The 12838-nt window shown below is 45.3% G+C and carries 12 protein-coding genes; 3 read left to right on the plus strand and 9 right to left on the minus strand.

Features of this window, described 5'->3' with window-relative positions; translation table 11 throughout:
• Positions 1 to 83: 83 nt before the first annotated feature.
• The 3 genes from AB4111_RS20830 to AB4111_RS20840 are packed head-to-tail and all read right to left on the minus strand — an operon-like array spanning position 84 to position 2026.
• A complete protein-coding gene (locus AB4111_RS20830) occupies positions 84 to 761 on the minus strand; it encodes a hypothetical protein (RefSeq protein ID WP_442033059.1) in 678 nt (225 codons plus the stop codon).
• Position 762: 1 nt separating this feature from the next.
• Complete coding sequence (locus tag AB4111_RS20835) at positions 763 to 1632, minus strand: ATP-binding cassette domain-containing protein (RefSeq protein WP_442033060.1); 870 nt, start codon at positions 1630 to 1632, stop codon at positions 763 to 765.
• Positions 1633 to 1639: 7 nt separating this feature from the next.
• On the minus strand, positions 1640 to 2026 hold the full coding sequence (locus tag AB4111_RS20840) for a GntR family transcriptional regulator (RefSeq protein WP_442033061.1): 387 nt from the start codon (positions 2024 to 2026) through the stop codon (positions 1640 to 1642).
• 247 nt (positions 2027 to 2273) lie between these two features.
• Between AB4111_RS20840 and AB4111_RS20845 the strand changes: the two genes are divergently transcribed.
• On the plus strand, positions 2274 to 2978 hold the full coding sequence (locus AB4111_RS20845; protein ID WP_442033062.1) for an ABC transporter ATP-binding protein: 705 nt from the start codon (positions 2274 to 2276) through the stop codon (positions 2976 to 2978).
• Complete coding sequence (locus tag AB4111_RS20850; protein ID WP_442033063.1) at positions 2978 to 5302, plus strand: ABC transporter permease; 2325 nt, start codon at positions 2978 to 2980, stop codon at positions 5300 to 5302. The genes AB4111_RS20845 and AB4111_RS20850 overlap by 1 nt, the downstream gene beginning before the upstream one ends.
• A gap of 237 nt (positions 5303 to 5539) precedes the next feature.
• Here AB4111_RS20850 and AB4111_RS20855 read toward each other — a convergent pair whose 3' ends face one another.
• Both AB4111_RS20855 and AB4111_RS20860 read right to left on the minus strand, forming a co-directional pair.
• Positions 5540 to 6352 carry a hypothetical protein gene (locus tag AB4111_RS20855; RefSeq protein WP_442033064.1) on the minus strand — a complete coding sequence of 271 codons (813 nt, stop codon included), beginning with the start codon at positions 6350 to 6352 and terminating at the stop codon, positions 5540 to 5542.
• Between the two features lie 73 nt (positions 6353 to 6425).
• Positions 6426 to 6743: an ArsR/SmtB family transcription factor gene (locus tag AB4111_RS20860; RefSeq protein ID WP_442033065.1), complete on the minus strand. Its 318-nt coding sequence runs from the start codon at positions 6741 to 6743 to the stop codon at positions 6426 to 6428.
• Positions 6744 to 6906: 163 nt separating this feature from the next.
• Between AB4111_RS20860 and AB4111_RS20865 the strand changes: the two genes are divergently transcribed.
• Positions 6907 to 7296, plus strand: coding sequence for a nuclear transport factor 2 family protein (locus tag AB4111_RS20865; RefSeq protein WP_442033066.1), 390 nt, complete (start codon positions 6907 to 6909; stop codon positions 7294 to 7296).
• Positions 7297 to 7877: 581 nt separating this feature from the next.
• Here the strand turns inward: AB4111_RS20865 and gntK are convergent.
• The 4 genes from gntK to AB4111_RS20885 all read right to left on the minus strand — a co-directional run bounded on the left by gntK (position 7878) and on the right by AB4111_RS20885 (position 12724).
• Complete coding sequence (gntK, locus tag AB4111_RS20870; protein WP_442033067.1) at positions 7878 to 9428, minus strand: gluconokinase; 1551 nt, start codon at positions 9426 to 9428, stop codon at positions 7878 to 7880.
• A gap of 147 nt (positions 9429 to 9575) precedes the next feature.
• Entirely contained in the window at positions 9576 to 10403 is an 828-nt protein-coding gene (locus AB4111_RS20875) for a carbohydrate ABC transporter permease (RefSeq protein WP_145324733.1), read from the minus strand.
• Between the two features lie 20 nt (positions 10404 to 10423).
• Positions 10424 to 11374, minus strand: a complete 951-nt coding sequence (locus AB4111_RS20880; RefSeq protein WP_442033068.1) for a carbohydrate ABC transporter permease — start codon at positions 11372 to 11374, stop codon at positions 10424 to 10426.
• A gap of 75 nt (positions 11375 to 11449) precedes the next feature.
• Positions 11450 to 12724: an ABC transporter substrate-binding protein gene (locus AB4111_RS20885; protein WP_442033069.1), complete on the minus strand. Its 1275-nt coding sequence runs from the start codon at positions 12722 to 12724 to the stop codon at positions 11450 to 11452.
• Positions 12725 to 12838: the final 114 nt, after the last annotated feature.

Raw genomic sequence — 12838 nt, forward strand, 5'->3', positions numbered from 1 at the left:
GCCCCTCTAATTGAATTTTAGAGGGGCCTTTTTTATTCAACCTAATTGTTTCCTTGACTCATCATGCTCTTATCTCCGTATATTTAATGTGTTCTTTTCTTGGTGAAAAACCAACCGACAGCCACAAAAACAAAGAAGAGCACAAGATTAAATCCGACCCCCTTGAGGAGTGAGTCGTTGAATAACAATGCCTCGAAAAAAGAAACAACATGAGTGCGTAGCGCAGGAATAGCCGTCCCGGTTGGGATTGCCACGATGAGCAGAACCCACAGAAACCAACCAAAAAAGTGGTAGAAGCCGGAGATCAGCATGCTTAGGAGCGCCATTGTCATCAAATAAAAAATGGTTTGGTAGAGAAAAGAACCCATTATACCGAATTCATTCCAATGAAACGCTTCAATAAGATTAAGAGTGTTTTTATGAAGCACATTCACCTCAAGTATAGGCCACAAAGAATTAAATAAAGCGAGGGCTGCTGCCCACATGATATAAACGAATTGAAGCCCCCAGAAATATTGTTTTCGGCTTGCACCCAAATGTACGATACGGTTGTAATAGCTGAGCGGAAGTACGATCGCTATAATAAGCAAGATTAGCAGCAGCAGGTTACCATCCGCGAGTCCTGTTTTTTGGCTACTGTCTGTAAAGAAACCAACAATGAATTCTGCCAATCTGCCAAGGATGATAATAATAATGACCATCCATATGTATATCCTTAATTGCAAATAGGTTGCCTTTAAATGAACGGTCAATGCCCCCAATTTAATGACCTCCTTCGATTAAATACGAGAAAAACCTTTGAAGCGTCAAATTCTCGATAGTAATGTCTAGTTTGCGGGCCTGCAGCCTGTCCTCGTCGTTTAACTTTTCGTAAATGGCGGCAAGTTTCCCGTAGCCATATGATTCTGTATGTAATACGCGCTTCCCTTTTGTAAACGTAGCCACGGCATCTAAATTTCCACGAATTAAGTGAGCTGACATGCGGATCTGATTCATCTCGTCATGAAGCAAAATGGAACCCTTATCAATGATATAAACTTGCTCTGCAATTGGAGAGATTTCGTCAATCAAATGCGTAGAAAGTAAAATTGTACGGGGGTGATTGGCGTAATCCTCCAAAAGCTCTTTGTAAAACCTTTCCCTCATCAAAACATCAAGCCCAAGTACCGGTTCATCAAATAATGTCAACGCGGATCGGCTGGAGAGTCCAATGATGTTACCTACAAGTGATTCGGTGCCCCTTGAAAGTTGCTTGATTTTTTGGTTGGGATCAAGCCCAAACGTTTGAATAAGCTTATGAGTAAACGTCCAGTCCCAATTGGGATAGAAATTAGAAGCGAACTGCAAAATCTCAATCAAGCGCGCTCCTCCAAATAGTTTGTTATTCTCCCTTACGAAACAACAATCTTCTGGAAGTGCTCCTTTACTCAACTTTTTTCCTCGTACCTCAATGGTGCCGTCATTCGCGAAGAGTCCACCCGCTATGACATTTAACAGGGTTGTTTTCCCAGCGCCGTTTCGTCCTAGCAAGCCATAGATGACGTTTTCCTCCAGCTGTATATCCAGATCCCGTAATGCGTAGGTTCGACCATATTTTTTGTTTAATTTGTCGCAACTCAGCACGATATCCACAATGAATTCATTCCTTCCTTAATTGTTTAATCATCTCAATGATCTCCTCCGTTGTCAGCTCAAGTTTGTCAGCTTCACAAATGAGATTGGACAACAGTTCGTTATAAAAACGATTTCTCCGCTTGTTCTTAATCTTTTGTTTGGCGTCAGACGAGACATACATGCCAAGCCCTCTTTTTTTATATAATATTTCTTCGTTTACGAGCAGGCCGATCCCTTTTACAACAGTTGCCGGATTGATTTGAAAGAGCTGAGAAAACTGAGCAACGGAAAGAATCTGCTCGTCCTCTCGGTAAGTTCCATTGAGTATATCGTCTTCAATGATATCCGCTACTTGTTGGAAAATTGGCTGCTTTTCGTCGAAAGTGACGTTCATTACCTCACCACTCACCATCGTAGTTTGTTACACACCTAGCAGGAAAACATAACTTATATGCGAAAATTTGTCAATGAAAATTGTAATTTTGATGAGGATTTTCGGGGTGAATTTTTACACCAAGTCCAGTTATTGACAGTTGAGATTGAATGTATTATAGTATGTTACATGAGTGACATACCAACATACCTAACCAATAGAAATACACTTACAATAGGGAGCGCTCCAGAAGTATGACGAATAAATAATGGGGAGAGAGAAAATTATGAGCACATTAATTGAATTTAAAAATGTAACGAAAGAATACAAAATTGGTGAAGTGCCGATCAAAGCGCTGAACGGTGTGGACTTTACCATTAACGAGGGTGAATTCGTTGTTGTTCTTGGTGCAAGCGGAGCCGGTAAAAGCACGATTCTCAATATACTTGGTGGCATGGATACGGCTACCTCGGGTAATGTGACGGTTGGCGATAAGGATATTACCAGCTTCAACGAAAAAAAGCTTACGGGGTATCGCGCCGAAAAGGTAGGGTTTGTCTTTCAATTCTATAACTTAATCCCCAATTTGAATGCTTTAGAGAACGTTGAATTTGCCACTGAAGTATGCAAAGACCATTTGGATGCCAAAGAGATATTAAATAAAGTCGGCTTGAAGAATCGGATAAAAAACTTCCCGTCTCAGCTCTCCGGAGGAGAACAGCAGCGAGTTGCAATAGCACGTGCTGTTGCCAAGAACCCCTTGTTATTACTCTGCGATGAGCCGACCGGTGCATTGGATTATGTGACTGGTAAGTCCGTTTTGAAACTACTTCAGGATTTGAACACGGAAACGAAAAAGTGTGTTGTGTTGGTCACGCATAACTCGGCAATTGTGCCCATGGCGGATAAAATCATTCGAGTAAAAAGTGGGAGAATCGAAAGTGTAACAGTTAATGAGCATAAACAAAGCGTTGAAGGGATTGAGTGGTGATGAAATTACTGAAAAAATTGTTAAGGGATATCAAGCAATCAATCGGTCAATTTCTGGCCTTTGTATTGGTTATCACCATAGGGGCCTTTTTCTACACGGGACTGGTTACGCTAAGTGATAACCTTAGCTCTTATTCGAAGGATTACTTTCAAACCCATAATTTAAGTGACTTAAACGTTTACTACGACCAAGTATCCAAGCAGGATATATCGAAGTTGAGTGGAATTGAAGGGGTAAAGGAGGTGGAGGGACGGTATACCTTTGATGCGATGCAATCATTTGGTGATACTAAAGCGGCTTTAAAAATCCACTCCATCCCCGCAGTTAATAATATTAATACATCTGCAATAGTTGAAGGTAAGATTCCATCCAGCATGGATGAAATCTTGCTGGATTCCCATTACGCCAGAGAACATCAGTACAGTGTTGGAGATCAAATAAATTTGATTGTTAATAACGCAAATATGCCATTCACCATTAGCGGCTTGGGCGAAAATGTGGAATATGCCAAAAAGAACGAAACCCAGGATCATAAAACTTTTGGATTCGCATATGTGGCTGAAGCGGGAATTCCTCGAATCACCGGCAACCTTTACTATAATGAGGTTTTGATTGATGCGGAAGAAGGATACGATATAGAACGATTAGGCAAAAACGTTGAAGCGCAGTCCCAACAACTTTCTTATGTAAGTCAAATAAGTAAAGAGCGAACATTCAATTACTCGCAGCTTCAACAAACAGTTTATAACAATAAATTGATGAGTAGGGTTATTCCGCTGGTTCTCTTTATCATCGAAGCAATCATTCTCTTCCTCACCATGTCTCGGATCATCGATTCGCAAAGGAACCAGGTAGGAATTATGAAGGCTTTAGGAGTGAAGAACAGTAGCATCATGCTCCATTACATGGGATTCCCGATACTTGTCGGTATCATAGGCTCCATTCTTGGTTGTATCGTTTCGGCAATCATATTTGTTCCAATGATTGAGGCGTCAAATGCCAGATCCTACTCATTACCGAATATAACATTCTCCTTATCCCCTTTCTCAATCATTATGCCTGTTCTATTCTCGAGTGCATTCGGCATGTTGGCTTGTTACTTGAGCGGCATAGGGATTCTGCGAGAACACGCAGCACAGGCCATGAGGCCTAAACCGCCGAAGAAGATGAAAAAACTGCTTATTGAGCGGCTTCCGAAAATGTGGGGACGTATTTCCTATAGCAATAAACTTATTTTGAGAAACATCTTTCTTAACAAACAAAAGGCGATAGCAAGCTCCGTAGGTGTTGTGGTGAGCACGGTGCTGTTGATCACTGCATTTGGTACTCAAACGTCCTTACAAAGGGTCGCGGACCAGATCGAAGAGGTGAATACCTATGATCTGAAGGTAGAATACACGAAAGGGGCAGAGCTGGAAAAGGTGGAGTTACCCACCGGGATTAAAAGCAGCTATGTTCAATCGACCTTTCCTGTGGAGTTTACCAAGGGCGATGAACATGAGAATGCCACGTTGACCGTTACGGAGAAAGATAACACTCTTATCCAATTTTTTGACGAGAAAGACAATCCGATGACACTTATGGACAATGGCGTGCTGATACCCAAATCGTATGCAAATCAATATAAAGTTAAGGTAGGGGATACGATTCAAATTCGATTTACCGACCCGTCGTTTGAAAATAAAACAGTCGATATGAAGGTTGCACAAATATCCAATCAGTATTCCAATCCATCTTTCTTTAGTTCGATAGCGTATCTGAATAGTTTTAACATCGACTATAAGCCAACATCGATTCTAGTGAAAGCCAACAATGCCGCAGATCTTCCTAACGTTCGACAGTTTTTTGAACAAGATAAACAGGTAGATACAATCGCGGATAAAGATGATTTGAAAAAGTCCGCACAATTTATTATGAAGCAAAATAGTTTTATCTTCATTATGTTTATCATTAGTGCGGTTATTCTTTCGTTCGGCGCCATTTACACCATATCCTCCATCAACATTTATGAAAGAAATCGAGAGCTGGCTACTCTTAAGGTATTGGGTTATCAAAAATATAAAATAAATCGACTTATCTTTTCCGAGAATATGATACTCACCACTTTTGCAGTCATTATAGCTCTGCCAATCAGCGTGTACATGTATTCGATTATTATTGAGGCATTGTCGAGTACCCATCAACAAATCCCGGATCAAATAAATATTTTTGTTATGTTGGTATCAATCTTGATTGCATTTTTGCTTACTACTCTCTCTAACCTGATGCTTCAGAAAAAGGTCTCTCGAATTAATATGATTGAATCGTTGAAAAGTTTAGAATAATTTATCAAGATGGGAAGGGCAGCGCCACTTTCAACAAAGTTGGTGCTGCGCTTTATTTTTATTGTGGTAAGCACGTGAAGGGAGCGATGGCTTGAAGCGAAAAAGTAAGGAGGAATTAGAACTTATACTCAGACTTTGACGTGTCTTTAGGTGCGTCTAGGTTAACGATCAATTTAAGGAACATGCCATAAGATGTATTTTTTTATTAAAACCATGGATTTGCTGGGTACCATATAGTCAAATTTGAGGAAGATAGGAGCCGAAATAATGTTTTACGGCTTCTGCATGATATCCATCATCACCTTGCCAGGTTGCTGCAAAGATGAAATCACCGGAACCACCCTTGCCTTTTCGCGGCTTATCTCCAGGAACCAATATACCGGCTGCCGCCCAGATTTCCAGCAGGGCATCCCGCTCCTGTTTGCTGGAAGGCAAGATATCTTTCCACTTTTTCTCCAGTGAACGTGCACTGTCCTTGGGTTCTTCCGTCTGAGCTGCTTCAAGCAGCTTTACCAGGATAGCTTGGTCTTCAGGAGTTACTTCATAGCTTGTATCGTTGTCCTTACGCAGTAATTCCAAATCCATGAGGCAATAGAGAAGCCAGCCATGACGCACACCGCCCCACTTGATCCGTTCAAAGTTCAGGACGTTTAAGTCGACGTTGGAATATTCCTTGTCTGACTGCAAACGCAGGTAATTACAATCCCCGCAGGCACTGGTGTTAGGGTGAAGGGCAGGGCGTTCCGCATAGGTATGCAGAGGCATGTTCGATGTTAAAGCCCAGCTGGATAATGCGCTGCGCAGGTAGACTTTTTTGGTGGACAGACTATGTAGAAAGGCCGATATTACCCGCTCCTTGAACGAGTCATCCTGATGCATGTCGTATAGACGCTGGACAATCTCGTCATGCGTAATCGTGAGTGGGTCGAACATAACGCCTTTGCTTTTGGCATACTCAAATTCATCCCCGGAGAACGGGATAGAAGCTGTTTTCCAACCGCCACCTCCCCAGAAGGTACTCAGCAGTATCTTTGCCGCTTTTTTGTCCATATAGTTAGCCTCCTTTATAGATATACCATTATGATGAAATGTGGTTCTTCGATCGATCCCAGACCTGCTTACTTTAATGTACGTATTCCTCGGTTGTATTCAGGATCATCTCGACGAGACCTGGAAAACGTACCTCTAATTCTTCCTTTCGTAGGGAATAAAAGTGCTGTTTGCCTTCAATGCGTGGCTGGATCACGCCGGCTTCACGTAAAATTTTGATGTGATGGGACAACGTGGATTTGGAAATATGGTCTACTTCGAAGGCGGAACAGTTTTTCTCGCCAGAGCTGGCCAGACAGTGTGCAATTTTCATACGAATCGGATCACCCAATGCATTGCAGACCGTGGTCAGCTTCAGTTCCGAAGCCATAGGTATCGTTGGAGTTCTCATATCTATGACGTTAGCATATTCGGCTTCCTCTTTCAATGTTTGAAAAATTTCGAACTATATCTTGCGGGCAGTATAGGAAGTATGTTACATTTCTTTTCAGTTAGTTCGAAAATATTCGAACTGAAAGATTGGAAATTGGCTTTTTATTCTAGGAGGAATATGAATGAGTACAATAAGTACCATTACAACATTGAACAACTACTTCCGTTTATTTGATGCTTCACGCACAGACGAGCGCGCCATGCAGGATTTATTGTCCCTTTTTACACCGGACGCAGAAATTGTACTTAACGGCTCCAGTCGAACAGGGTTCGATGGTTTTATGAAAGCTTTCTACGAGTACAATAAGGACGTAAAACATATGTGGGACGGTTGGGTGCAACAGCCTGACGGCAGCTACCAAACCAACTGGGCGGTATGCGGACAAGCGGCAGACGGAACGGTATATGCCAAAGCAGGTATTGATATCGCGCGTGTAAATGATGCGGGGCAGATTGTGTATTTGGAGAATGTACAGGCCGACCAGAATGCGTTCAGCAAGTATAATCAGTAATAGCGCAGTATAATTTAAGTAATAATAAAATGGTTTGGAAACGAAGCTCAACAGTCTCTCAGACTGTGGGGCTTTTTTTCGTTGGCCTATGTAACTCATTTGAGAGACCCTGATGAGGAAGAGGGTTTCATCACGTTATTAGCCACAAACTCTACCTACAGCTAAATGGATACAAAAAACTTTACATGAAGATATGTACAAAAAATTTGTAGATGAAAAAGACCGTCCCGCATGTTCTAAACATGGCGGGACGGTCATTATGAACGTGCGTTAGACGTAGTGGATAGAGCGGTAGGTTATTTTGAGCCAATGCAGCTTAGGAGATGGTAATTCACGGCATGGTGACGATGGTCTGTCAATTCTAACGAACCTGAGACGCGCTATTGACCGAAAATTGGCATAAGTCAGATTCTAACGAATCGAAGAGACGTTATTTTCCGAAAATCAGACTTTGGGGCTGCTGACCGCGGCTAAAATCGGATATAAGGTGGCTCAGGTTCGGTAGATGTTGAAAACACGCCATAAACCTTATATAAGATGTCTACGATTCGTTAGCTATTCCGTGCCATGCCACGCTTTGCCTATCCTTGCATCGTCTTGTTCTGAAAAGCAGCAATATCCGCATACTCTTCTTCGAATTTGCGGGAGATGCGGATGAAGATTGGCAGTAGTTCCCGATAGACGCGGACACTGTCGGGGTCCGGCTGGTGTCGATGCGTTGATCCGATCATGCCGGAGACGGCACTCAGGGAATCGATGCGGCCAAGGGCGTACAAGCCCAGTACGGCTGCACCGAGACAGGAGCTTTCAATACTTTCGGGGATGATGACATCCTGATCGAAAATATCCGCCATCATCTGGCGCCAAAGCTCGGAGCGGGCGAAGCCGCCTGTCGCCTGAATCTTTTTCGGCCGACCGATCTTTTCTTCAATCGCCAGCATGACTGTGTACAGGTTAAACAATACACCCTCAAGCGCAGCGCGAATCATATGTTCTTTCTTATGATGCAGCGTCAGGCCGAAGAACGAGCCACGTGCATTGGGATTCCAGAGCGGAGCCCGCTCACCCGTCATGTACGGATGGAACAAGAGCCCTTCCGAACCCGGAGGTACATTTTCGGCGACACGAGTGAGCACTTCATACGGATCAATGCCAAGTCGTTTCGCGGTCTCTACCTCGGAAGCCGCTAACTCGTCCCGAATCCAGCGAAAAATAACACCGCCGTTGTTCACGGGTCCGCCAATCACCCATGCATCCTCTGTGAGTGCATAACAGAAAAAGCGTCCTTTCGGATCGGTCACCGGTTTATCTACAACCGTACGAATCGCTCCACTGGTACCAATGGTCACGGCTACGACGCCTGGATCAATGGCGTTAACGCCCAGATTGGAGAGCACGCCATCACTGGCTCCGATGACAAACGGTGTGGTGAACGCAATGCCCATCTCCTTGGCGTACTCGGGGTGCAATCCATGTTTTAACACATGTGTAGTTGGTACCAATCGGGACAGGTGTTCCGGCGTGATGCCCGCCACATGCAGTGCTTCTGCATCCCAGTCGAGTTTCTCCAGATTCATGAGTCCGGTGGCGGAGGCCATGGAGTGATCAATGACGTATTCAGAAAATAATTTATAGAACACATATTCTTTCATGGATATGAATTTGTGCGTCTGCTGGAACAGTTCCGGTTGATCCCGAGTGAGCCACATGATCTTGGTGAGTGGGGACATCGGATGAATCGGCGTCCCTGTTCTCAGATAGATTTCGTGACCATTCATCTCCGATTTGAGTGCTTCGGTCCACTCGGCACTGCGATTATCTGCCCATGTCATGGCCCGCATCAGCGGTGTGCCGTGTTGATCGACAGGGAGAATGCTGTGCATGGCTGAGCTGAACGAGACAAACAGGATCTCGTCCGGCTTAACTCCCGCTTTGGAGGTAGCCTGTTTGACCGATTGGATGACTGCTTTGAAAATATCTTCCGCATCCTGCTCCGCAATCGCAGGTGTGGGGGTGTGCAGCGGATAATCGGCACTGCCTTGAGCCACGATGGTGCCGTTCTGCTCGAACAAGACGGCTTTGGTGGAGGTTGTGCCGATATCTACGCCGATCATATAGGGTGAAGAAGCCATTTTGTCATCCCTCTTTCTTGAATATATAAGGTGGCGCTATTCATCCAACTTATATGGCATCTGTTATTTCATCTATAGATAAGAATATCAGACTTGAGGGATGGATCAAAATTGGAACAGATTACGTCGATCTCGATTACACCATCCTTAATCCTTCACCGCTCCTGCGGCAATATCCGAAATAAACTGGCGGCTGATGAACAGGAACATGATGATCAGCGGAATGACGGCAAGCAACGTACCTGCGATCACCATCGCGTAGTCTGTGTTATACAGCCCGTTTAATTGAGACAACGCAATCTGCAAGGTGTACTTACGCTCATCCGTCAGGACGATCAAAGGCCACAGATAATCATTCCATACGCCGATAAAGGTGAACGCGCCGAGGAAAGCAAAGGCAGGTCGCAGAATCGGCAGCGCTACGTTCCAATAGAGCCGGAAGAAATTACAGCCGTCGATGCGCCCTGCATCGAGCAGATCATTCGGAATAGACTCCGTAGCATATTGGCGAATCCAGAAGATCCCGAAGGCATTCACCATGCCCGGAATAATAAGGGCTTTGAAGGAACCGACCCAGCCGAACGTGGCCATGAGCACGAAGGAGGGCACCAGCGATAGCTGGGAAGGTACCATCATGGTTGCGAGCAGCAAGATGAAAAGCCACTTTTTGCCGGGAAATTCAAACTTCGCAAACGCAAACCCCGCCAGTGAGTCAAAAAACAGTACCAGAATGGTCACGAGGCCCGACACAAACAACGTATTCAGAAAGGCGCCCCAAAAATCAATCTGCTGCAACACCCGCGTAATATTATTCCACAGTTCGCCCCCGAACCAGAGCTGCGGTGGAAACTTGTAGATATCGGACGTTGTCCGGGTGGACATTACAATCAGCCAATAGAACGGGAACATGGATATGAGCATGCCCCCGATAAGACCGGTATACAACACCAGCGATTTGAGGTGTTTGGTCGCCATGTGCGCTCCCCCTTATCACATCAGGATGATTTGCCTTGAACAAGCTTCCAGTTCACAATCGAGAACAGGGCGATAATGAGGAACATACCCCACCCAACAGCAGCGCCGTATCCGAAGTAATTGTTAATGAAGGATTCACGGTAGAGGTACAGTACAATCGTCATGCCTGCTGCACCCGCGCCGCCATCATTGCCTACCAATACTTGCGGCTCGGTGAACAGCTGCATACCGCCGATGGTTGATGTAATGACCGTGAACAGGATGACAGGACGCAGCATCGGGATTGTGATGCGGAAAAAGGACTGTATCGCGGATGCCCCGTCAATCTTGGCTGCTTCGTACAACGTCTGCGGGATACTCTGTAGCCCGGCCAGATAGATAACGGCGTTATATCCGGTCCAGCGCCAGACCACCATGGAGGAGATCGCAACTTTGATGCCCCATGGTGCATTCATCCACTCCACAACCGGTAACCCAACCGACTGCAGCAGATAATTGAGAAAGCCATAATTGTTGGCAAATAAGGCACCGAAGATAATGGCTACCGCCACAATGGACGTGACGTTTGGCAGGAAATAACCAACCCGAAATAATGTACGGAACTTCACGAATGGTGCATGCAACAGAAAGGCAATAATCAATGCGAAGAAGAGCATCGGAATCGTCGAATAGATCCAGATCATGAAGGTGTTGCCCACGGCCTGCCAGAACTCGGCATCGGTCAGCATGTATTTGAAATTGTTGAACCCGTTGTACGTCATGACACCGATGCCATCCCATTTATGAAAAGCCAGATAGAGCGAGAACCCGATCGGGAATAGGCCAAATACGGCAAACAGAATATAAAACGGCGATATCGCAACATAGAGTGCACGATGCTCCCATATTCTGGACCAGAGTGACTTCTGCCGATCCAGATCAGGTCTGGTATTGCCAGGATCGGGCGTAAGACGAGGTTCAGTTACAGCCATATGAATTCCTCCTTTGCGGATAACGAGACCACATGAAACCAGGACCAGTAATCAGGATAACGCTGTAATCTTTACTCACCGCTGCAATTCCCTCTCAACGCGGTGTACCGTATCTGTCCAAACCTGCTGTGGATTGGCATTTTGCTTCGCGACATCATTCAGCCTTCGCGTAATAATGTTGTGTACAGAGGGGTATCTTTCACCAAAAAAAGCATCCGGCACTTGCTGTGCCGATTCGGCAAATACAGGACCGGTCGCCTGCCCGCCGAAGAAGGGTTCCTTCTCTTTCATGGCAGGGTCGTCAAATACACCTGGTGCAGAAGGGAACAGGTTCAATGTCTGATATTGCTCCAACTGATTCTCGGGACTTTGCAGCCAGCGAACCAGTTCAAAAGCTTCCTGAGGATGTTCACTCGACTTCAGAATAGACAGGAATGATCCCCCGTTGTTGCCATCCCCTCCCGGAGCCCGAGCCACCCGCCACTTCCCGGATGTATCCGGGGCAGCTTCCTGAAGGACTTGCTTCATCCAGACAGCACCAACGAACGAGGCGACTTCACCGTTATTCATCGCTGCGTTCCAGCCCGGAGTCCAGCCATCTGCATTGGCAAGCAGGCCTTTCTCTTTAAAGGCAACGGCCGTATCCCAGCTCTTGCGCACAGTAGGGGAATCCATACCGATAAAGGACCCATCCGGGCGGAAATAGCGCTCCGCAGACTGCGATAAGACCTGATTATAAACGGTTGCAATATTGTCGGTCAGAAATACCTTCCCACCGAATTTTTCCTTGATCTTTTCTCCGGCAGCAGCATAGGCATCCCAGCTGTTTATCTGACGTGTAACGTCTTCAGGATCAGATGGCAATCCGGCCTCCTTGAACAGATCTTCTCGGTAGAAGAGGGCTGTCGGTCCCGTATCCATGGGGAAACCGATCATCTGTCCATTTGGCGTAACGCCTTGCTTCCATTTCCACGGCAGATATTGGTCTTCAATATCTCCTGCACCGAGATCATACAGATTATAGAAACGGTCCTCACTGGGGAATAGCTCCATGATCCAGTCATTCAGTGCCACAATGTCTGGCTCACCTGAGCGTGCAGCGAGTGTTGTTTTGAGTTTGGCTTTGAAATCACCGCCGATTTTCTGAGCTGTCAGTTCGATATTGGGGAACTTTTCTTTAGCCCTGGCAATCAACTTATCATCAATGGAACGGTTCCAGTACCATAATGTAAGCGTTACCTTTTTGTTGTTCGCTGAATCGTCCTGTCCGGGCCAGATGGAGCATCCGCTTATGAGCAGGACGCAGACCATCAGTATGGCTGTCCAGCATGTTCTTTTCCGGCGGATCATGTGTATTACCCCCTCATCGTTAAGTTCGAGGCATGAAGTGCTTTGGACTACAACTTTAGTGTATGAGCAGTTTATAAACTCATACCCAATATTCCTGAAATGAAACACATATTT

This window comes from Paenibacillus sp. 2KB_22 (assembly GCF_052115745.1).
Classification (GTDB): domain Bacteria; phylum Bacillota; class Bacilli; order Paenibacillales; family Paenibacillaceae; genus Paenibacillus.

Bases quoted from the DNA above. Each gene is read 5' to 3' on its own strand.
- AB4111_RS20840 (WP_442033061.1), bottom strand. From the start codon at position 2,026: ATGGTGAGTGGTGAGGTAATGAACGTCACTTTCGACGAAAAGCAGCCA.
- AB4111_RS20845 (WP_442033062.1), top strand. From the start codon at position 2,274: ATGAGCACATTAATTGAATTTAAAAATGTAACGAAAGAATACAAAATT.
- AB4111_RS20850 (WP_442033063.1), top strand. From the start codon at position 2,978: ATGAAATTACTGAAAAAATTGTTAAGGGATATCAAGCAATCAATCGGT.
- AB4111_RS20855 (WP_442033064.1), bottom strand. From the start codon at position 6,352: ATGGACAAAAAAGCGGCAAAGATACTGCTGAGTACCTTCTGGGGAGGT.
- AB4111_RS20860 (WP_442033065.1), bottom strand. From the start codon at position 6,743: ATGAGAACTCCAACGATACCTATGGCTTCGGAACTGAAGCTGACCACG.
- AB4111_RS20865 (WP_442033066.1), top strand. From the start codon at position 6,907: ATGAGTACAATAAGTACCATTACAACATTGAACAACTACTTCCGTTTA.
- gntK (WP_442033067.1), bottom strand. From the start codon at position 9,428: ATGGCTTCTTCACCCTATATGATCGGCGTAGATATCGGCACAACCTCC.
- AB4111_RS20875 (WP_145324733.1), bottom strand. From the start codon at position 10,403: ATGGCGACCAAACACCTCAAATCGCTGGTGTTGTATACCGGTCTTATC.
- AB4111_RS20880 (WP_442033068.1), bottom strand. From the start codon at position 11,374: ATGGCTGTAACTGAACCTCGTCTTACGCCCGATCCTGGCAATACCAGA.
- AB4111_RS20885 (WP_442033069.1), bottom strand. From the start codon at position 12,724: ATGATCCGCCGGAAAAGAACATGCTGGACAGCCATACTGATGGTCTGC.